The sequence below is a fragment of the Pseudomonas sp. S2_H10 genome (assembly GCF_054668285.1).
On the sequence record NZ_CP162754.1, the window covers coordinates 3310280 to 3331561 of the forward strand.

Here is a 21282-nt window from a genome sequence, read left to right on the forward strand (position 1 = left end):
TCATCGCCGGGTAATAACAATAATGAATCCCAGTCTGTCCGATACACCCGCGCTGTCACGGCGCGGGCTGCTTAAATTCAGCCTCGGCGCCAGCGCCTTTCTCGCCACTGCCGGATTGGGCGCCAACCTCAGCGGCTGTTCGGCGAGCGTCCCGGCAAGCGGTTTCGTCACACTGCGCAGCGGCGACCTGCTGTTTTTGCGGGCGTTGCTCCCGGTCATGCTCGAGGGTGCCGTGACTTCCGAACGGATGCCCGAGGCTGTCGACGGCACGCTGAAAAGCCTGGATTACAACCTCGCCCACCTGTCGCCGGAAATGCTCAAGCTGACCCAACAACTGTTCGATGTGCTGGGCATGGCCGTGACTCGCGGACCGCTGACCGGAATCTGGGGCAGCTGGGAAAACGCCAGCGCCGACGATATCCGGCATTTCCTCGATCGCTGGGAAAACAGCTCGTTGAGCCTGTTGCGCATGGGCCACAGCTCCTTGCTGCAACTGGTGATGATGGCCTGGTACGGGCGCAAGGAATCGTGGGCACATTGCGGGTATCCCGGGCCGCCCACTGTCTAAAGCTCTGCACAAATCCTGTGGGAGCGTGGCTTGCCCGCGATGGCGTCAGTTGCCTCACCACCGCATCCAAAATAATAAAGAGAACCTGAAAGATGCCCGTACCCGATCCGTTCCGCGAAGGCATGGCCCGAGGCTGGAAAACCTACAACGGCTCACAACTGACCCAGGACCTGACACTCGAAGCGGACGTGGCGATCATCGGCAGCGGTGCCGGCGGCGGCACCACCGCCGAAATCCTCAGCGCGGCCGGCTACAAGGTGCTGCTGATCGAAGAAGGCCCGCTCAAGACCAGCAGCGACTTCAAGATGCTCGAAGACCAAGCCTACGCCAGCCTTTATCAGGAAGGCATCGGCCGCATGAGCAAGGACGGCGCCATCACCATCCTGCAAGGCCGGGCGGTGGGCGGCACCACGCTGATCAACTGGACCTCCAGTTTCCGCACCCCGGAGCCGACCCTGGAACACTGGGCCAAAGAACACAACGTCAAGGGCCACAGCCCGGCGGAAATGGCGCCGTGGTTCGAGAAAATGGAGCAGCGCCTGGGCGTCGCGCCGTGGATGGTGCCGCCCAACGCCAACAATGACGTGATCCGCAAGGGCTGCCAGGAACTGGGTTACAGCTGGCACGTCATCCCGCGCAACGTACGCGGCTGCTGGAACCTCGGCTACTGCGGCATGGGCTGCCCGACCAACGCCAAGCAGTCGATGATGGTCACCACCATTCCGGCCACTCTGGAAAAAGGCGGCGAGCTGCTTTACCTGGCCCGCGCCGAAAAACTCATGATCAGCGGCGACAAGGTCAGCGGCCTGCAATGTTCGGCGATGGATGAACGCTGCGTTGCACCGACCGGGCGCACCATCACGGTCAAGGCGCGGCATTACGTGCTCGCCGGTGGCGGCATCAACAGCCCCGCCTTGCTGATGCGCTCCGCTGCACCCGACCCGCACAAGCGCCTTGGAAAGCGCACGTTCCTGCACCCGGTGAACATGTCTGCGGCGTTGTTCGACGAAGTGGTCAACCCCTTCTACGGCGCGCCGCAGTCGATCTATTCCGACCATTTCCAATGGCAGGACGGCACCACCGGCAAGATGTCCTTCAAACTGGAAGTCCCGCCGTTGCATCCGGCGCTGGCCACGACATTGCTCGGCGGTTTCGGCCAGGAGAACTCGCAACATATGGCCAATCTGCCGCATACCCACGCCATGCTGGCGTTGCTGCGCGACGGCTTTCACCCGGACAGCCCCGGTGGCAGCGTCGAATTGCGCAGCGACGACACGCCGGTGCTGGATTACCAGCTCTCGCCTTACGCCTGGGATGGCTTGCGCCGGGCGTTCCACACCATGGCCGAGATCCAGTTCGCCGGTGGCGCCAAGGCTGTCATGCCGATGCACGCCGATGCCCGTTACGTGAAGACCCTCGCCGAAGCCCGCACGCTGATCGACGGCCTGAGCCTGGAGTTGTACCGCACACGCCTGGGCAGCGCCCACGTGATGGGCGGTTGCGCCATGGGCGAAGACCCGAAAAACGCGGTGACCGACAGCCTCGGCCGGCATCATCAACTGGGCAATCTGTCGATCCACGACGGCTCGCTGTTCCCCACCAGCATTGGCGCCAATCCGCAGCTGTCGGTCTACGGACTGACGGCGCAATTGGCGACCTCACTGGCCGAGCGTTTAAAAAACCCGTGAAAATGACGATTATTCCCATCGTCTATAGTGCTTTCTTACCCAACAGGCGACTTGGCCGACCGGGAAGGCTGCGATACCATCCGACTCCCCAACGGATTCCCGCCAGGACGACGCGATGAACCGAGTGTTGTACCCAGGTACCTTCGACCCTATTACCAAGGGCCATGGCGATCTGGTCGAACGCGCCTCGCGCCTGTTCGATCACGTGATCATCGCCGTCGCCGCGAGCCCCAAGAAAAACCCGCTGTTTCCTCTGGAACAACGGGTAGAACTGGCGCGCGAGGTCACCAAGCATCTGCCGAACGTTGAAGTCGTCGGTTTCTCGACGCTGTTGGCGCACTTCGCCAAAGAGAAGAATGCCAACGTGTTCCTGCGTGGTTTGCGCGCGGTGTCGGACTTCGAATACGAATTCCAGCTGGCCAACATGAACCGCCAGCTGGCACCGGACGTGGAAAGCCTGTTCCTGACCCCGTCCGAGCGCTACTCGTTCATTTCCTCGACACTGGTCCGTGAAATTGCAGCCCTGGGCGGCGATATCACCAAGTTCGTGCACCCTGCGGTGGCGGATGCCCTGACACTTCGATTCAAGAAGTAATACACGACTGTAGGAGCCGGCTTGCTGGCGATCAATACAACGCGGTGCACCTGACACACCGCCATCGCCAGCAAGCCGGCTCCTACAGAACGTCGCGCCCGCGTGCATAGCGCCCGCCAATGCGGCACAATTGTGTGCATTGGTTTATTGCGCCCGGGCTTGCCGCCCCGGCTGGAGTTAGCATGTCCCTGATCATCACCGACGATTGCATCAACTGCGACGTCTGCGAACCCGAGTGCCCGAACGCCGCCATTTCCCAAGGCGAAGAGATCTACGTGATCGACCCGAACCTGTGCACCCAGTGCGTCGGCCACTACGACGAACCGCAGTGCCAGCAGGTCTGCCCGGTGGATTGCATTCCACTGGACGAAGCTCATCCGGAGACTGAAGAACAGTTGATGGAGAAGTACCGCAAGATTACCGGCAAGGCTTGAGCTTCCAACACCTGTTCAACCGCCATCGCGGGCAAGCCCGCTCCCACAAGGACCGCATAAATCCTGTGGGAGCGGGCTTGCTCGCGATGACGTCATCAGCCTCACCGAAGATCTAACTGACTTTCAGCTCTGACAACGCGGGCAGAAAACGCTGGCGCGCTGCCCAAGCTTTACTTCCCGCAGCCCCGTGCCACAGACCTTGCAGTGTTCGCCACCGCGGCCGTACACGAACAGTTCCTGCTGGAAATAACCAGGCTGACCGTCGCCACCGATAAAGTCCCGCAGCGTGGTACCGCCGCGCTCGATGGCAGCCGCCAGGATGCGCTTGATCTCGATCGCCAGTTTCAAATACCGCGCACGGGAAATGCTCCCGGCTTCGCGGCGTGGGTCGATCCCGGCGGCGAACAACGCTTCGGTCGCATAGATATTGCCGACGCCCACCACCACCGCGTTGTCCATGATGAACGGTTTGACCGCCATCGAACGGCCCCGGGACTGCTGGAACAGGCGCTCGCCGTCGAACAGGTCGGTCAGCGGCTCAGGCCCCAGGCGGATCAGCAACTCATGATTGAGCGGGTCGAGACTCCAGAGCATCGCGCCGAAACGGCGCGGGTCGGTGTAACGCAGGGCCAGGCCCGACTCCAGTTCGATGTCCACATGCTCATGCTTGGCCGCCGGCAACCCGGCCTCCACCAGTCGCAAATTGCCCGACATGCCCAAATGGCTGATCAAGGTGCCGACTTCGGCGTTGATCAGCAGGTACTTGGCGCGCCGCTCCACCAACACGATGCGCTGCCCGGACAGGCGCACATCGAGGTCTTCGGGAATCGGCCAGCGCAAACGCCGGTCACGCACGATCACCCGGCTGACACGCTGGCCCTCCAGGTGCGGCGCGATGCCGCGACGGGTGGTTTCGACTTCTGGCAATTCAGGCATGGTGCTCTCGGATCAGGCTAATGGCCTGGAAAGTTCCGACACTCAGCGATGAGTGCCGAGGTCGCGGATCGTCTGCTTGAGGGTCTCGAAGTCGTAGTCCGAGAGGCCGACATAATCGAGCACCAGCGCCGCGATGCTGTTCCACTCGTGATCTTCGGTCTGGTTGCCCAGCACCCGGTACGACGCGCAAATGTGCTCGGCCATCTTCAGGATCGCCAACAGGTTCTTCAATAAACTGTTGCGCGAAGACTCATCGCTGAAAATCGCCAACGCATTGTGGTGATTGGCGATCGCCGCGCTTACGTGTTCCGGCAGGCGCCACGACTTGGCCGTGTAATAGCCGACCACCGAGTGGTTGGTATTGAACACCTGGTTCTCCGTATCCACCACCCGGCATTCGGCACTGGCGTTGGCATAGGCCTGCTCCAGAACGCCCATGTAGTCGGGAAAACGCTGGAGCATCAAGGGCACGCCGCAGTCGTGGAACAGGCCCAGAGCGTACGCTTCGTCACCATTTTCAATGCCGATGCGCTTGGCCAGGGTCAGGCAGGTCATGGCCACGTCCTGAGCGGTGTCCCAGAAACGGTTCAGGGTGACGATAGTGTCGTCATTCATCTCGCCCTTGATCGACTGCGCGTTGATCAGGTTGATGACCGAGCGGCTGCCCAGCAGATTGACCGCGCGCTGGATCGAGGCAATCTTGTTGCTCAGCCCGTAATACGGCGAATTGACGATCTTCAGCAGAGCCCCGGAAAGTCCCGGATCCTGGGAAATCAGCTTGGCGATGACTTCCAGATCCGGGTCGGGCATGTACTGCTCCATCTGCAAATCCACCATGATTTGCGGCTGGGCCGGTACGCTGATGCCCTGCAGGGCTTGTTGGATCTGTTCTGAAGTCAGCTCTTGGGACATATGTACACACTCTGGGTCAGACAGCGATTCTAACCTTTATAAAGTTGGATCCGACATACCAAATCGCAAGACAACCCTCGCCACATGTCCACTTGCAGGCCAATCCGGGGTCCCGACACGCTATACTCCCGCTCTTTTTTCCGGAGCGACGACATGTCCCTGCCTAGCCTGCGCCTCAAAGCCAACGCCGACCGTCGTCTGCGCAACGGTCATTTGTGGGTCTACAGCAACGAAATCGATGTAGCCGCGACGCCTTTGCACGGTTTCAAGGCCGGCGACCAGGCGATCCTCGAAGCCGCCGGCGGCAAGCCGCTGGGCATCGTCGCCATGAGCCCGAACAACCTGATCTGCGCCCGTGTGCTGTCGCGCGACATCAAGCTGCCGCTGGACAAATCGCTGTTGGTGCACCGCCTGAACGTGGCCCTGTCCCTGCGCGATCGTCTGTTCGACAAGCCGTTCTACCGCCTGGTCTACGGCGATTCCGACCTGCTGCCAGGCCTGGTGGTCGACCGTTTCGGCGACATCCTGGTGGTGCAGATCGCTTCGGCGACCATGGAAGCCCATAAAGATGACGTGATCGCGGCGCTGACCCAAGTGCTCAAGCCAAGCGGCATCCTGTTCAAGAACGACTCCGCCGCCCGTGACGCCGAAGGCCTCACCCGCTACGTCGAAACCGTATTCGGCCTGGTGCCGGAGTGGGTCGCTCTCGAAGAGAACGGCGTGAAATTCGAAGCCCCGGTCATCCAGGGCCAGAAAACCGGCTGGTTCTACGACCACCGCATGAACCGCGCCCGCCTGGCACCGTATGCCAAAGGCAAACGCGTACTCGACCTGTACAGCTACATCGGCGGCTGGGGCGTACAAGCCGCTGCATTCGGCGCCAGCGAAGTGTTCTGCGTCGACGCATCGGCTTTCGCCCTCGACGGCGTCGAGCGCAACGCCGCGCTGAACGGCTTCGCCGAAAAAATGACCTGCATCGAAGGCGACGTGTTCGAAGCCCTCAAAGAGCTGAAAGCCAGCGAAGAACGCTTCGACGTGATCGTGGCCGACCCGCCGGCGTTCATCAAACGCAAGAAAGACATGAAAAACGGCGAAGGCGCTTACCGCCGCCTGAACGAACAAGCCATGCGCCTGCTCACCAAGGACGGCATCCTGGTCAGCGCATCGTGCTCTATGCACCTGCCGGAAGACGACCTGCAGAACATCCTGCTGACCAGCGCCCGCCACCTGGACCGCAACATCCAGATGCTTGAGCGTGGAGGCCAGGGTCCGGATCATCCGGTTCATCCTGCTATCGCTGAAACCCGCTACATCAAGAGCATTACTTGCCGGTTGCTGCCTAACAGCTAAAACCGCAAACCACTGTAGGAGCGAGCTGGCTCGCGATGATCCTGAGAGCACCGCTGGGTGTCAGGCACCCAGCGTTATCGTTGACGACCATCGCGAGCGAGCTCGCTCCTACAGAGGTTCCCGACAGCAAAACAGGAAGCCTCCTACAGCGCTTTTGATTGAATTGCCTGCGTCCAAGACTAGTATCGGTTTCTGGTTTCAAGCATGAACGCTTGATCACTCCGGAAAACAAGAACTATGTCTGAGTCCTCTTACCCAGCACTTAGTGGCGATCTGAAGCGCCAACGGGCCTCCCGCTTTATCCTGATTACCAATATCTCGTTAATCAGTTTTTTCCCGCTGAATATCCTCCTGCCATCTTTTCCTGCTCTGGCCACGAAATTCAACACTTCAACTGCAGAAATCGCCCTATCCACCAGTCTGTTCACGCTGGTTTTTGCGTTCTCTCAATTAATAACCGGCCCGCTCTCGGATAGGTGGGGGCGCAAGGAAGTTCTTCTTGGTTGCATCGTCGTTTCTACGCTCGGCTCGATAGGGTGCGCGCTGGCTACGGACTTCCCAAGCTTCCTGGCGTTTCGTGCAGTCCAAGCCATCGGGTGTGGTTTTTTTGTGTTGGGTCATGCACTGGTGGAGGATTTGTTCGATGAACAGGATAGGGCCCGGGTGCGCATTTATTACATGACGCTGAGCGGTTCCTTTGTTGCACTGGCACCGCTGTTAGGCACTTGGCTACAAACCACTTTCGATTGGCAGGGTAGTTTTTATGGTTTTGCGCTCATGGCGCTCGGCATGCTGATCCATGCCCAACTGATACTGCCTTCCAAGGCAGCCCTCCCGGAAAAAACACCCGTTTCTATCATCCGTACGTTGAAATCCATTGTTGGAAATCGAGACTTCATCCGCTACTGGTGGATAGCCGCGTTAGTGTTCGCTTGTTATTTCGCGTTGATCAGCGTGACACCGCTGATTTTCATGGATGAGTTGAAACTATCCGAGTACCAGTACGCGTGGGTACTCATGGTGTATGGAGTCGCCTATTTCCTGGGTGGAGTCGTTGCCAGTACCGTGCAGAAACATATCTCCCTCTCTCTGCAAATCAACATCGGCCTCGGATTACTGGGTGCCGCCGGTGTGTTGTTGGCGTTGATCATCCGTTATGAGGCGATGACAACCATCACCCTGCTCATACCGATAGTGATCAGTGCTCTGGCGATTACCCTGGTTCGGCCTGCCGCCATTTCCGCAGCCATGTTGCTGTTCTCAAACAGTGCCGGGACGGCAGCATCCGCAGGCAATAGCATCATGTTCATCACCGCCGCCGTCAGCAGTGCCGCCCTCGCACAAACAGGAGACAATTTGCTCATGACCATTGCTGTCAGCTACATCGTGTTCAGTCTTTGGGGGTTGCTGACGAACATCAGAATCGGGCGCTGACTTGTAGGAGCGAGCTCGCTCGCGAAGAACGTCAACGATGATGCAGCGCTTCTGGTAACCATCGTCGCCTGTAGGTTCATCGCGAGCAAGCTCGCTCCTACAGACATAAGACATATCTGGAACTACTGTCGAACCACCTATCTCCCCTTCCTCACCTACCGTTTCTCTTCCAATCGCAGAAGAGGACCAAGGAATGTCCAACGCACCCCATGCCCATCACTTACGCACCGGCCGTCGCTCGGAAACCGGCCGGATTTATTTGCTCACAGCTGTTACCCACCTGCGAAAACCCGTCTTCAAGGACTGGCATATGGGTCGTAGGGTGGTAAGCGAATTCAGGAGGGCAACTGAGGACGGCCAAGCCTCCTCTATTGCCTGGGTGATCATGCCAGATCACTTTCACTGGCTGGTCGAGTTGCATAGCGGTGATTTGCCGAAACTGATGCAAGCCACCAAATCTCGAAGCGCCCGCGCTATCAACAAGGTGAGAGGCTGCCACGAGACGCTATGGCAAAAAGGTTATTTTGACCGGGCGTTGCGTCGCGAGGACGATCTGAAAGCGATGGCCCGATACATCGTTGCCAACCCATTGCGAGCAAGGCTAGTCGACCATATCGGCAAATATCCGCTATGGGACGCCATCTGGCTCTGAAACGCAGCCCACTGTAGGAGCGAGCTCGCTCGCGATGGTCGTCAACGATAACGTTGGCATCCAGGCACCCCGCGGCGTTTTCTGGTTCATCGCGAGCGAGCTCGCTCCTACAAGGATTGCGTCCGCACGTCTTGTGAATGCTGCCTCCACGCTTGCAACCATTCCCTCCAGCCGCCAGCCGTGTAGAATCGCGAACATTCATCGCCAGTCATCCCCGGCGGGTTTATGAGCTCAAGCTGAAGCGCGCGGCGATCCCGCAAAGTTATCGGCAACTTCCGGACACGCGGCCATTTCTGAGTGTTCCAGACGTCAATAGAAGCTCACTTCCCTTTTGATACCTGATTAGCCGCCCGGAGTGCTTCATGCCTGATTACCGCTCGAAAACATCCACCCACGGCCGCAACATGGCCGGTGCCCGCGCTCTGTGGCGCGCCACGGGGATGAAAGATGACGACTTCAAGAAGCCGATCATCGCCATTGCCAACTCCTTCACCCAGTTCGTACCGGGCCACGTCCACCTCAAGGACCTGGGCCAGCTGGTTGCCCGCGAAATCGAACGCGCTGGCGGCGTGGCAAAAGAATTCAACACCATCGCTGTCGATGACGGCATCGCCATGGGCCACGACGGCATGCTGTATTCGCTGCCGAGCCGCGAGATCATCGCCGACTCCGTCGAGTACATGGTCAACGCCCACTGCGCCGACGCCATCGTGTGCATCTCCAACTGCGACAAGATCACCCCCGGCATGCTGATGGCGTCCCTGCGCCTGAACATCCCGGTGATCTTCGTCTCCGGCGGCCCGATGGAAGCCGGCAAGACCAAACTCGCCTCCCACGGCCTCGACCTGGTCGACGCCATGGTGATCGCCGCCGACTCCAGCGCTTCTGACGAGAAAGTCGCCGAGTACGAGCGCAGCGCCTGCCCGACCTGCGGTTCGTGCTCTGGCATGTTCACCGCCAACTCGATGAACTGCCTGGTCGAAGCACTGGGCCTGGCATTGCCGGGCAACGGTTCGACCCTGGCCACCCACAGCGACCGCGAGCAGCTGTTCCTGCAGGCCGGCCGCACCATCGTCGAGCTGTGCAAGCGTTATTACTTTGATAACGACGAGTCGGTATTGCCGCGCAACATCGCCAACTTCCAGGCGTTCGAAAACGCCATGACCCTGGACATCGCCATGGGCGGTTCCACCAACACCATCCTGCACTTGCTGGCCGCTGCCCAGGAAGCCGAGATCGATTTCGACCTGCGCGACATCGACCGTCTGTCCCGTCACGTGCCGCAACTGTGCAAGGTCGCGCCGAACATCCAGAAGTACCACATGGAAGACGTGCACCGTGCCGGCGGGATCTTCAGCATCCTCGGCTCGCTGGCCCGCGGCGGTTTGCTGCACACCCAGCTGCCGACCGTGCACAGCCGCAGCATGGAAGAAGCCATCGCCAAGTGGGACATCACCCAGACCAACGACGAAGCCGTGCATCACTTCTTCAAGGCTGGCCCTGCGGGCATCCCGACGCAAACCGCGTTCAGCCAGTCGACCCGCTGGGAAACCCTGGATGACGACCGTGAAAACGGCTGCATCCGCAGTGTCGAGCACGCGTACTCGCAAGAAGGCGGCCTGGCCGTGCTGTACGGCAACATCGCGCTGGACGGTTGCGTCGTGAAAACCGCTGGCGTCGACGAGTCGATCCACGTCTTCGAAGGCAACGCCAAGATCTTCGAAAGCCAGGACAGCGCCGTGCGCGGCATCCTCGCTGACGAAGTGAAAGAAGGCGACATCGTTATCATTCGCTACGAAGGCCCGAAAGGCGGCCCGGGCATGCAGGAAATGCTGTACCCGACGTCGTACCTGAAATCCAAAGGCCTGGGCAAAGCCTGCGCCCTGCTCACCGACGGCCGCTTCTCCGGCGGCACCTCGGGCCTTTCCATCGGCCACGCTTCACCTGAAGCAGCTGCCGGCGGCGCGATCGGCCTGGTACAGGACGGCGACAAGGTACTGATCGACATTCCTAACCGCTCGATCAACCTGTTGGTCAGCGACGAAGAACTGGCTGTACGCCGGGTCGAGCAGGACAAGAAAGGCTGGAAGCCGGTGGAAGTGCGTCCACGTAAAGTGACCACTGCGCTGAAAGCCTACGCCCTGCTGGCGACCAGTGCCGACAAGGGTGCTGTGCGTAACAAGGCGATGCTTGACGGGCTGTAAGCGTTAACCGTCGAACATGAAAATGCCCCGCCAAGTGCGGGGCATTTTTGTTTACGCTGCCCCCCCTGTAGGAGCGAGCCTGCTCGCGATGAACGCAAAGACACCGCGCTAAATCAGAAAGCACGCGTCATCGTTAACGACCATCGCGAGCAGGCTCGCTCCTACAGTGGGCGAGTGGGCGTCACATCGATCAGTCTTGCGGGTCGAGGTTATCCAGCGCCTGATTCACCGCCAGCTCGCCCAACATGATCACCTGCGCAATCCCCAGCATCGTGCTGCGTTGCGAGCCTTCCAGCAGTGCGGCGAAATCGCTGGCCATGACATTGGCCGAGGCGAGGGATTCGCAGGCGTGGGCCAACAGGGTTTCGGTGTCGAGGCCGGGGGCGATGACGAATGTTCGGCTGGGTTTGCGCGGAGGATCGGGGGTAATTTTGAGCATAGATAAAACTCCTTACACCATAAGACAAGGAGCCATCACCCTCGCTACCAAACGAAGGGTGGCGGCCATGCGCAGGTTGGTAGACCGGGGTGTAAGGAAACCGGCGCGCCCGAAAGCGCCCTGTGCATGACCACCATAAAAAGCAGAGACGCAAGAACGCCTGCAAATCATGATGCTTTGCACCCTACACAGCCGGGCTACCAAACCCGATCACTGATGCTCAGTGACAGGTAGACGGTAGATTCCAGGAGTAAGGCGCACAAGCCGGCGGATTCTGGCGTAGTCGTAGGCCGCTACGCAAGAATGCGTAGGTTGCGACTGTAAGGAGATGTCGTTCAAGCGGAGGCTTTCATTGCACCGACTGGCCCCATCGCGGGCAAGCCCGCTCCCACAGGGGATCTTCGGTGTTCACACAGTCTGTGCTTCACCCGAGATCTTTGTGGGAGCAAGCTTGCTCGCGATGGCGGTACAACTGCCGATATGGTTGCTGGATGTGGTGGCCCCATCGCGGGCAAGCCCGCTCCCACAGGGGATCTTCGGTGTTCACACAGTCTGTGTTTCACCCGAGATCTTTGTGGGAGCGGGCTTGCCCGCGATTGGAGCGACCCGGTCTTACTGGATTTCTTCAGGCTTGACGATCACCCAGTTCTTGTCGGCAGTCACCGTCAACCCTTCCTTGGCCTGGGCCGCGGCGTTCTTGGCCATCATGCCCTGGATCTGGGTCATGTACTTGTCCTTGCGGTTGACCCACAGGTGGATGCCGCCCTTGGCCACGTCAACACTGTGGAACAGCATGTAGCCGTCGCTGGTCGGAGTGTCGCCGCCGACCAGCACCGGTTTTTTCCACTCGTCGATGTAGGTCAGGATCGCCGCCTGTTTGCCGGCCATCCAGGTTGCCGGGGTCCACAGGTACGGGGTCAATTCGAGGCCGAGGTTGGCCTTCTCGTCATATTTGCCGGCGGTGATCTGCTTGCGCGCGGTGGTCAGTTCGCCGGTCTTCTGGTCCTTGAGCAACAGCGACACACCGATCACGTTCTGCGGTTTGACGTTGTAGCCGTACTTCGGATCGGCCGCGACCATGCGTACCAGTTCTTCGGAGGCGGCGGTCATCACGTAGACCTCGATGCCGTTCTCCATCAGTTTGTTGTACAGCTCTTGCTGGCCGGTGAAGATTTTCGGCGGGTTGACGTCGAGTTTCTTGACCACGTCGCCTTCGTAATAAGTGGCCGGTACCGGTTTGCCGGAGGCCATCAGTTCATCGACGTAGCCCTTGAGCTCCTTGAGCGTAAAGCCAGAGAACACCTGGGCGACCCATGGGTAGCAGACCATGTCGTCGAGTTCGCAGAGGCGGTAGTAGTAGCTGAACAGGCTTTCCTTGTGGTCGGCGGTGTCTTTGAACGGCATCAGCTTCAGGGAGGGATCGAGCTTGTCGCGGGTGATCAGGCCTTTGTTCTCCATGAACGGCAGCAACGACTCTTCAAGGTCGTAGCGGTAACTGGTGTTGTCCATGTCGAACACCGCGTAGTTACCCTTGTTGGCGTTGGCGGCGATCATCGCGTCCAGCGCCTTGGCCTGATCGGCCGGCCAGTGCTTCAGATCCGTTGCGAGAACCTGGCCGGCGAGGCCGAGGCAAATCGCTGCAGCCAGAAATTTCGGTGCGAACTTCATGTGCATATCTCCCTGAATGAAAGACATCGACGCTAACAAATAAGTGTGACAGTCCCCGTCTGTCAGCGACCGCCCACGTCCCTTTCGCGTCAGTTGCATTTCTGACAGCGACATCCGCTTATTCCAAAAACGACAGTCACCATACGTTTTTGATATTAATTCATTAGTTTTCAAGCTGTTAGGCTTGCCGGTTCGCAGCTGCCCCGGAAGGTGGCTGGCACAAGTCTCACTCGGAGTTCTCATGAATCTGCCGCTGATCCTCAATCTGCTGGTGTTCCTCGCCCTGCTCTTCGGCTTGGCCCAAACCCGCCACACCACCTGGAGCCTGGCGAAAAAAGTCCTGCTCGCTCTGGTGCTGGGCGTGGCGTTCGGTGTGGCGTTGCACACTGTCTATGGTGCCGGCAACCCGGTATTGAAAGCCTCGATCGGCTGGTTCGATCTGGTGGGCAACGGTTATGTGCAGCTGCTGCAGATGATCGTGATCCCGCTGGTGTTCGCCTCGATTCTCAGCGCCGTGGCGCGCCTGCACAACGCCTCGTCCTTGGGCAAGATCAGTTTCCTGACCATCGGCACGCTGCTGTTCACCACCGCCATCGCGGCGCTGATCGGCATCGGCCTGACCAACCTGTTCGGCCTGACCGCCGAAGGCCTGGTGGCCGGCACCCAGGAAATGGCGCGCCTGCAAACCATCCAGACCGACTACGCCGGCAAGGTCGCCGACCTGAATGTGCCGCAGCTGTTGCTGTCGTTCATTCCGCAAAATCCGTTCGCCGATCTGGCGCGGGCCAAGCCGACGTCGATCATCAGCGTGGTGATTTTCGCCGCGTTCCTGGGTGTCGCCGCGCTGCAACTGCTCAAGGATGACGCCGAGAAAGGTCAGAAAGTGATCAACGCCATCGACACCCTGCAAGCCTGGGTGATGCGCCTGGTGCGCCTGGTGATGAAGCTGACCCCGTACGGCGTGCTGGCGCTGATGACCAAGGTGGTCGCCGGTTCCAACCTGCAAGACATCATCAAGCTCGGCAGTTTCGTGGTGGTGTCCTACATCGGCCTGGGCCTGATGTTTGTAGTCCACGGCGTGCTGGTGTCGGCCGCCGGGATCAACCCACTGCGCTTCTTCCGCAAGATCTGGCCGGTGCTGACGTTTGCCTTCACCAGCCGCTCCAGCGCTGCAACGATTCCGTTGAGCATCGAGGCGCAGACCAGTCGCCTGGGCATCCCGCAGTCCATCGCCAGCTTCGCCGCGTCGTTTGGCGCAACCATTGGCCAGAACGGTTGTGCCGGCCTGTACCCGGCGATGTTGGCGGTGATGGTGGCGCCGACCGTGGGCATCAACCCGCTGGACCCGTTGTGGATCGCGACGCTGGTGGCGATTGTCACGCTGAGCTCGGCCGGTGTGGCCGGGGTTGGTGGCGGTGCGACCTTTGCCGCATTGATCGTGTTGCCGGCGATGGGCTTGCCGGTGTCACTGGTGGCGTTGCTGATTTCGGTCGAGCCGCTGATCGATATGGGGCGTACGGCGTTGAACGTCAGTGGGTCGATGACGGCGGGGGCGATTACCAGCCAGGTGATGCAGCAGACTGATAAAGAGTTGCTGGATGCGGATGAGCATTCGGAGTTGGCTCACGCTTAAGTAGCGTCAGTCAGACCGCTATCGCTGGCAAGCCAGCTCCCACAGGAATTGCGGTGTAGCACATAGTGTGTGAACACAACAGAAACTTGGACTGACCCCAAAATGTTGGACGGTCTACTGCCACATGCCCACTGACTGAGTCCTGTATTCCACAGGACTCAGTCCGCCGAGCTTTGATTTGATCCGATCATGATTGTAGTAACTGATGTACTCGTCCAGCCCTACATTCAGCTCTTCCAGGTTCTCGAAGCGTTTGAGGTAGAAAAACTCGGACTTCAGGGTGCCGAAGAAGCTCTCCATCGCCGCATTGTCGAGGCAGTTTCCCTTACGTGACATGCTCTGCTTTATGCCGCGTTGCTTCAGCGCATGCTGATAGCGAGGTTGCTGATACTGCCAGCCTTGGTCGGAGTGAAGCAGCAGATGAGTCGGTCCTCGTAGGCGCTCGAAGGCCTTTTCCAGCATTCCGGTCACCAAAGCAAAGCACGGTCGCGGGGCCGTTTCATAGGCGATGATCTCACCGTTGTACAAGTCCATTACCGGCGACAGATAGAGTTTCTTTGATCCGACCTTGAACTCGGTGACGTCAGTTACCCACTTCTGATTGGGCCGTTGCGCGACGAAATTACGCTCCAGGAGATTCGCCGCTATGGTTCCAATTTGCCCCTTGTAGGATCGATATTTTTTGGGGCGCACCAAGGACTTAAGGCCCATGCGATCCATTAAGCGCTGAATCATTTTTTCACTGACCGACTCTTTCTTTTGAAGCGCCAAAGCGATGCGGCGATAGCCAAATCGCCCTTCGTGCTCGTCGTAGAGGTCTCGGATCTTCGTTTTCAGCGAGGCGTATTTGTCGGGTTTCTGAAGGGCGCTGACCTGGTAATAGAACGTGCTGCGAGCCAGGTTGGCTAGCTTGAGCAGACCGTCCAGAGGAAACCTGGATCTCAACGCCATTACGGCGATGGTTTTTTCCCGGGGCGACTCCTCTTCGAAACCTCCTTTATCTCTTCGAGCTTTTTTAGGTAAGCGTTCTCCATACGCAGGTGTTCGAGTTCGGCCTTCAGTTGCTCTCGGCTCTTCGAATCGTCGTCCACGGATTGGGATTGATCAGGGACAGGCGTTTTTTTGGGCATGACGACAGCCTTTTTTCTCTTGGGTACGATCAGGACAGGAAGACCGCCACTGTAGTACTGCCGCTCCCAAATGCCCACCTGCGAGGACTGACCAAGCCCGAACCGCGCGGCGACTTCCCGATGTGAGAGCCGCTCCTTTTGCATGCATTGGATGACTGAGCGTTTAAATGCCGCGCTGTAATGGCGACCATGAGATTGCAGGCCAGCACTGCCTCGGGCCCGATAGGTGGCGACCCAGCGCCGAAGCAGGCTGCAGTCGATCAAGTAGCGGTGAGCTACCTTGCGAAAACCTACATTGCCGTTGATATAAGCCTCAATGGCCGTAATTTTGAACTGAAGCGAAAACTTGCCCATGGAAACACCGCCAAAAGTCAGGATTGGTGTCCAGCTTTTGGGGTGCAGTCCAACTTGTGGGAGCGGGCTTGCCCGCGATGCTTTTAAGCTTTTTCCCAGACTTCGAAGTTGTACGCCGGTTTGTCGCCTTCCGCCGGGTTTGGCACATTGGAAACCAGCTTCCACTGGCTCAAATCAAACTCCGGAAACCACGCATCCCCTTCCGGGCTCAGCGCCACACGGGTCAGGTACAGGCGATCAGCCTGCGCCAACCCTTGCGCATACAACTGCGCCCCGCCAATCAGCATCAACTCATCGACGCCCTGTTCCTTCGCCCATGCTTCGGCGCGAACCACCGCTGCTTCCAGCGATGGATAAACCTCCGCACCTTCGAGCAGCAGATCCGCCTGACGGCTGACCACGATGTTCAAACGCCCCGGCAACGGTCGACCAAGGGAATCCCAGGTCTTGCGGCCCATGATGATCGGCTTGCCGAGGGTCGTGGCCTTGAAGTATTTGAAGTCCCCCGGCAGGTGCCAGGGCATGCTGTTGTCGACGCCGATCACGCGGTTTTCACCGAGGGCTGCGATCAGGCTGAGGGGGAGTGATTTAGTCATGCCGGCGAGGATACCAGAGCCGTGCTTTCGCCGATAAGCGCCACAGCGGTTATGCTCACAGCTCAATTAAGCGACGGGATGCCGCGTGACTGAACTCAATACCCTCTGGCTGACAGAAACCATCCGCCTGCGCGAAGAGCACGCAGGCCCTCTGGAAGACCTTGAAGCCAACCGACTGGCCCGCAGCGCCGGCGGCGATTTGCCGTCGCGCATTCAACGCCGGGCCCTGTGGCTGGCTGAACGCGATGGCCTGGCTACGGCCCTCGAACACTGGCTGCAAGGCGCACGACTGGCGCTGATCGTCATGGCGCTGCTGGCGGTGATCAGCGGCGCCGGCCTGGCCTTTGCGGCAATGGGCGACGGCCTGCACCCGGTGAATGTGTTCTGGGCTTTGGGCAGCCTGCTCGGGCTGAATCTGATCCTGCTGCTGAGCTGGGCCCTGGGGCTGGTGTTTGCCGGCGAACACGGCGCCAGTCTCGGGCGCCTGTGGCTGTGGCTCAGCGAAAAACTCGCCCGGGATGCCAAAGCCGCACAGCTGGCCCCGGCCCTGCTCCTGTTACTGCAACGCCAGAAACTCAATCGCTGGGCCATCGGCGTGCTGGTCAACAGCCTGTGGTTGCTGGCGATGCTCAGCGCGCTGGTGATCCTGCTGACGTTGATGGCGACCCGTCGCTACGGCTTCGTCTGGGAAACCACGATCCTCAGTGCCGACACCTTTATCGCCGTCACTCAAGCGCTGGGTGCGCTCCCGGCCCTGCTCGGCTTCAGCGTGCCGACCGAGGAGATGATCCGTGCCAGCGGCGATGCCGCACTGAACATCGAAAGTGCCCGTCAGGCCTGGGCCGCCTGGCTGGTGGGGGTGCTGCTGGTCTACGGCGTTTTGCCGCGCCTGCTGCTCGCGCTGTTTTGCCTGTGGCGCTGGAAGACCGGGCAAACAGCAATGCGTCTGGATTTGAACCTGCCCGGCTACGCGCAACTGCGCGAACGCTTGATGCCCACCAGCGAGCGCCTCGGTGTCAGCGATGAGGCACCGGCGCAACTGCATCGCGTGGAAAGCGGCGTGACTGAACAGCAAAGCGACGGCGCGCTGTTGGTCGCCATCGAACTGGACGAGCAGCGCCCGTGGCCACCGCCATTGCCGAAAAACGTCAGCGACGCCGGCATCCTCGACAGCCGCGAGTCGCGGCACAAACTCCTCGAACAGCTGAGCCGTTTTCCTCCGGCGCGCCTGGCCATCGCCTGCGATCCACGGCGCTCGCCGGATCGCGGCAGCCTGGCCCTGATTGCCGAACTGGCTCGCAGCGCCAGCGCCACCCGCGTGTGGTTGTTGCAGGCACCGCCCGGTGAAGCGCTGGACGCCGAACGCCTGGGCGACTGGCACGTGGCGTTGCAACAGCTTGAGTTGCCGTTTGCCGATTGCGCGCCGCTGAACTGGCTGGAGACGGGTCATGACTGATACCCACAAGCAGCCCCTGAAACTCGCCGTCGTCGGCCACACCAACGTCGGCAAGACCTCGTTGCTGCGCACCCTGACCCGCGATGTCGGCTTCGGTGAAGTGTCCCATCGCCCCAGCACCACGCGGCATGTCGAGGGTGCCCGTCTTTCGGTCGACGGCGAGCCGCTACTAGAACTCTACGACACTCCCGGTCTGGAAGACGCCATCGCCCTGCTCGACTACCTCGAGCGCCTGGAGCGGCCTGGCGAACGCCTCGACGGCCCGGCCCGCCTGGCGCGTTTCCTGGAGGGCAGCGAAGCCCGGCAACGCTTCGAACAGGAAGCCAAGGTGCTGCGCCAGTTGCTGGCGTCGGACGCCGGGCTCTATGTGATCGACGCTCGGGAGCCGGTGCTGGCCAAGTATCGCGACGAACTGGAAGTGCTGGCCAGTTGCGGCAAACCCTTGCTGCCGGTGCTGAACTTCGTCAGCAGCGCCAACCACCGCGAGCCGGCCTGGCGGGAAGCGCTGGCGCGGCTGGGCTTGCATGCCCTGGTGCGCTTCGACAGCGTCGCGCCGCCGGAGGATGGCGAACGTCGACTCTACGAAAGCCTCGCCCTGCTGCTGGAGTCTGCCCGGCCGCAACTGGAACGCCTGATCGCCGATCAGCAAGCCCAGCGCCTGGCTCGCCAGCAAAGCGCAGCGCGATTGATTGCCGAGTTGCTGATCGATTGTGCGGCTTGTCGGCGCAGCGTGGTCAGTGAGGCCGAAAAGGAACAACAGGCGATCAGCGAACTGCGCAAAGCCGTACGCCAGCGAGAGCAGCGTTGCGTCGAGTCCCTGCTCAAGCTCTACGCCTTCCGCCCACAGGATGCCGCGGCCAGTGATTTGCCGCTGCTCGACGGTCGTTGGGGCGACGACTTGTTCAATCCGGAAACCCTGAAGCAACTGGGTGTGCGCGTCGGTGGCGGAATCGCTGCCGGCGCGGCTGCCGGGGCCGGGGTCGATTTGCTGGTAGGTGGCATCACCCTGGGCGCAGCGGCATTGGCCGGAGCGATTGCCGGTGGTGCCCTGCAAACCGCACGCAGTTATGGCAGCCGCTTGCTGGGCAAGATCAAGGGCCAGCGCGAGCTGACGGTGGATGACAACGTGTTGCGCCTGTTGGCGCTGCGCCAGCGCCAATTGCTGCAAGCGCTCAATGCCCGTGGGCACGCGGCGATGGACAGCATTCAGGTGGCCGCGCCCCAGGACAAGAGCTGGCGCGAAGGCAAATTGCCCGAGGCACTGAACAAGGCGCGGGCGCATCCGCAGTGGTCGTCGCTCAATCCGCATCCGAAGTTGAATCAGGCGGAGCGGCAGGAGCAGGTTGAGGCACTGGCAAGAGATTTATAGGGGCTGAGCCGGCGCCATCGCGGGCAAGCCCGCTCCCACAGGTTTTCTGGTGTACACAAGATCTGTGTCACCACTGATCCTTGTGGGAGCAGGCTTGCCCGCGATGGCCGCGCCTCGATTCAAAGGTTCACGCCGCCAACAGGCGCACCGCCTTGTCCTTCAACACCGCCAGATCAATCACCGGCACATGCATCTCTTTCGCCAGTTCATCCCACTGACGCATGCGCAAGCTCACGGCACACAGCGGGTCCTGCTCGAACGCCTCGGCCTCTGCAGCCGTCATCACCCCGCCCTGATATTCCAGGGTCCGGCGACTGGCTTCGCTCAGGCGATCATAGTATCCCGCCTCCTTGAGCGTCAGATAACGCTTGGCCTGCACGTGGTATTCGACCAGCCGCGCCATGCGCTCGCTGAATCCGGCGCGGCGTAAATAGTCAGCGCCGAGCCGCTCATGGCTGACTACGCCGTAGCCGCCCATGTTCTCGGCACTCTCGGCGCAGATGTGCCCGATGTCGTGAAAGAACGCTGCCAGCACCACTTCATCGTCGAAGCCTTCGGCCATGGCCAATTGCGCAGCCTGGGACATGTGCTCAATCTGCGACACCGGCTCGCCGATGTAGTCGCTGTCACCAAAGCGCTCGTACAGAGCGAACACTTCGGCGATCACTTGCTCTTTACGCTCCATCAGATTTCTCCCAATACCGTGGCAACGTTGCGTTCGGCCATGGCCGGCCCGACGCTCATACCGACACCGGAGTGCATCAACGCCACGCCCAGGCCTTTTTCCGGGCGCAGGAACGAGAAGGGTCCCGGCCCCCGTGAACCATAGACGCCCTGCCAGCGTTCGACCACCTGCACCTTGCAGCCCAGCGTCTGCTCGGCCAGTTCGATCATCCAGTCATCGACCTGTTCGGCATTGAAGGGCGAGGGATCGCTGCCGTAATGGTGCGAATCGCCGATGATCAACTCGCCATGGGGCGTCGGACTGATCAGCAGGTGGATGCCGTTTTCGTGCAGATGCGGCGCGTATTGCAGAATTTCCGCCTGCACCGCCGCAGCCTCCGGCAAATCGGCGAAGGCGCCGTAGTGCACGCAACTCAACCCGGTGAGCAACGCGTGTTGCAAGTTGAGGTTGATCTGCGGTCGGGCGCGGAGCATTTGCAGGCGGCAGATTTGCGGGTCGAGTTCGGCGATTTGCGCGGCCAGCAAGGTCTGATAATCGTGGCCGGAGCAGACGATGATCTGCTCGGCACTGAAGCTGCCGGCCGTGCTGTGCAGGCGACCCGGTTCGATATCGCGCACCAGGGTGGAGAAGTGAAACTCGACGCCCAGGTCGCGGCGCAGGAAGTCGATCAACGCCGGAATCGCATCGCGCGAATACAGCTGCTGGTCGTCCATGCCGTGCAGCGCCGCGCGGTGATGGCGGAACTGGCCGCCGTACAAATCGCGCAAGGCGGCACCGCGCAACAGGTCGACACGGTAACCGTGCTCCACCGCGCGGCCGTCGCAGAAGGCTTCCAGCAGTTGCTCTTCAGCCTCGGTGCGGGCGAACAGGTACGAGCCATTGCGCTTGAGTTGCAGGCCGGCGAGCTGTGCCCAATCGCCCCAGATTGCGCGGCTGGCGCGGGCCAGTTCGAGCATCGGTCCCGGTGGTTGGCCGGTGACCAGTGCCTGGCCGAAGTTGCGCACCGAAGCGCCGACAGGCGTTTCGCTGCGCTCGAATACCCTGACCTTCAGACCGCGTTTGGCGGCGGCATAAGCGTGGGACAAGCCCAGGATGCCGGCGCCGACGATCAGCATGTCGTTGTGTTGTGTCATCTAGAGGTGCTCTGAATGAGAGACCGCTATCGCGGGCAAGCCCGCT

Annotated in this window: 19 protein-coding genes; 11 read left to right on the plus strand and 8 right to left on the minus strand. The window is 60.4% G+C overall.

The genetic code is table 11. From position 1 onward, the window contains the following. Positions 1-22: 22 nt before the first annotated feature. The 4 genes from AB4O16_RS14830 to AB4O16_RS14845 all read left to right on the plus strand — a co-directional run bounded on the left by AB4O16_RS14830 (position 23) and on the right by AB4O16_RS14845 (position 3285). A complete protein-coding gene (locus AB4O16_RS14830) occupies positions 23-568 on the plus strand; it encodes a twin-arginine translocation pathway signal protein (RefSeq protein WP_460158005.1) in 546 nt (181 codons plus the stop codon). 92 nt (positions 569-660) lie between these two features. Then, positions 661-2256: a GMC family oxidoreductase gene (locus AB4O16_RS14835; RefSeq protein ID WP_160386141.1), complete on the plus strand. Its 1596-nt coding sequence runs from the start codon at positions 661-663 to the stop codon at positions 2254-2256. A 115-nt stretch (positions 2257-2371) separates the two neighbouring features. After that, a complete protein-coding gene (coaD, locus tag AB4O16_RS14840; protein ID WP_007897855.1) occupies positions 2372-2851 on the plus strand; it encodes a pantetheine-phosphate adenylyltransferase in 480 nt (159 codons plus the stop codon). A 182-nt stretch (positions 2852-3033) separates the two neighbouring features. Beyond that, entirely contained in the window at positions 3034-3285 is a 252-nt protein-coding gene (locus tag AB4O16_RS14845; protein ID WP_003195146.1) for a YfhL family 4Fe-4S dicluster ferredoxin, read from the plus strand. A 123-nt stretch (positions 3286-3408) separates the two neighbouring features. On the opposite strand, the gene mutM is transcribed toward AB4O16_RS14845, so the two are convergent. Beyond that, positions 3409-4221, minus strand: coding sequence for a bifunctional DNA-formamidopyrimidine glycosylase/DNA-(apurinic or apyrimidinic site) lyase (gene mutM, locus AB4O16_RS14850; protein WP_460158006.1), 813 nt, complete (start codon positions 4219-4221; stop codon positions 3409-3411). A gap of 42 nt (positions 4222-4263) precedes the next feature. Further along, a complete protein-coding gene (locus AB4O16_RS14855; protein ID WP_460158007.1) occupies positions 4264-5133 on the minus strand; it encodes an HDOD domain-containing protein in 870 nt (289 codons plus the stop codon). Positions 5134-5286: 153 nt separating this feature from the next. Between AB4O16_RS14855 and AB4O16_RS14860 the strand changes: the two genes are divergently transcribed. From AB4O16_RS14860 to ilvD, 4 genes are all read left to right on the plus strand, one after another. After that, on the plus strand, positions 5287-6483 hold the full coding sequence (locus tag AB4O16_RS14860; RefSeq protein WP_103395796.1) for a class I SAM-dependent rRNA methyltransferase: 1197 nt from the start codon (positions 5287-5289) through the stop codon (positions 6481-6483). Between the two features lie 237 nt (positions 6484-6720). Continuing rightward, a complete protein-coding gene (locus tag AB4O16_RS14865; RefSeq protein ID WP_460158008.1) occupies positions 6721-7917 on the plus strand; it encodes an MFS transporter in 1197 nt (398 codons plus the stop codon). Positions 7918-8110: 193 nt separating this feature from the next. Continuing rightward, the gene (locus AB4O16_RS14870; protein WP_160386146.1) at positions 8111-8569 is read left to right on the plus strand and encodes an REP-associated tyrosine transposase; all 459 of its coding nucleotides are present in this window, start codon (positions 8111-8113) and stop codon (positions 8567-8569) included. Positions 8570-8931: 362 nt separating this feature from the next. Next, entirely contained in the window at positions 8932-10773 is a 1842-nt protein-coding gene (gene ilvD, locus AB4O16_RS14875) for a dihydroxy-acid dehydratase (RefSeq protein ID WP_460158009.1), read from the plus strand. A 190-nt stretch (positions 10774-10963) separates the two neighbouring features. Here the strand turns inward: ilvD and AB4O16_RS14880 are convergent, their stop codons facing one another. Together AB4O16_RS14880 and AB4O16_RS14885 are read right to left on the minus strand one after the other, a co-directional pair. Then, entirely contained in the window at positions 10964-11212 is a 249-nt protein-coding gene (locus AB4O16_RS14880) for a DUF6124 family protein (protein WP_110660892.1), read from the minus strand. A 612-nt stretch (positions 11213-11824) separates the two neighbouring features. After that, entirely contained in the window at positions 11825-12880 is a 1056-nt protein-coding gene (locus tag AB4O16_RS14885; protein ID WP_160386150.1) for an HAD family hydrolase, read from the minus strand. A gap of 241 nt (positions 12881-13121) precedes the next feature. Between AB4O16_RS14885 and AB4O16_RS14890 the strand changes: the two genes are divergently transcribed. Continuing rightward, positions 13122-14513 carry an L-cystine transporter gene (locus tag AB4O16_RS14890; protein ID WP_150718481.1) on the plus strand — a complete coding sequence of 464 codons (1392 nt, stop codon included), beginning with the start codon at positions 13122-13124 and terminating at the stop codon, positions 14511-14513. 114 nt (positions 14514-14627) lie between these two features. On the opposite strand, the gene AB4O16_RS14895 is transcribed toward AB4O16_RS14890, so the two are convergent. Continuing rightward, positions 14628-15997, minus strand: a protein-coding gene (locus AB4O16_RS14895; protein ID WP_371925942.1) for an IS3 family transposase whose coding sequence is annotated in 2 segments (ribosomal slippage) — positions 14628-15521 and positions 15524-15997 — 1368 coding nt in all. Because the reading frame shifts where the segments join, the coding sequence is not laid out codon by codon here. A gap of 83 nt (positions 15998-16080) precedes the next feature. Beyond that, positions 16081-16593 carry a dihydrofolate reductase gene (locus AB4O16_RS14900; RefSeq protein WP_460158010.1) on the minus strand — a complete coding sequence of 171 codons (513 nt, stop codon included), beginning with the start codon at positions 16591-16593 and terminating at the stop codon, positions 16081-16083. Positions 16594-16678: 85 nt separating this feature from the next. Between AB4O16_RS14900 and AB4O16_RS14905 the strand changes: the two genes are divergently transcribed. Further along, complete coding sequence (locus AB4O16_RS14905; RefSeq protein WP_460158011.1) at positions 16679-18049, plus strand: DUF2868 domain-containing protein; 1371 nt, start codon at positions 16679-16681, stop codon at positions 18047-18049. Further along, positions 18042-19418 carry a GTPase/DUF3482 domain-containing protein gene (locus AB4O16_RS14910; RefSeq protein ID WP_460158012.1) on the plus strand — a complete coding sequence of 459 codons (1377 nt, stop codon included), beginning with the start codon at positions 18042-18044 and terminating at the stop codon, positions 19416-19418. The genes AB4O16_RS14905 and AB4O16_RS14910 overlap by 8 nt, the downstream gene beginning before the upstream one ends. Positions 19419-19545: 127 nt before the next feature. On the opposite strand, the gene AB4O16_RS14915 is transcribed toward AB4O16_RS14910, so the two are convergent. Both AB4O16_RS14915 and AB4O16_RS14920 read right to left on the minus strand, forming a co-directional pair. Continuing rightward, a complete protein-coding gene (locus tag AB4O16_RS14915; protein WP_460158013.1) occupies positions 19546-20103 on the minus strand; it encodes a phosphonate degradation HD-domain oxygenase in 558 nt (185 codons plus the stop codon). After that, positions 20103-21236, minus strand: a complete 1134-nt coding sequence (locus tag AB4O16_RS14920) for a TIGR03364 family FAD-dependent oxidoreductase (protein WP_460158014.1) — start codon at positions 21234-21236, stop codon at positions 20103-20105. Before AB4O16_RS14920 ends, AB4O16_RS14915 begins: the two co-directional genes overlap by 1 nt. Positions 21237-21282: the final 46 nt, after the last annotated feature.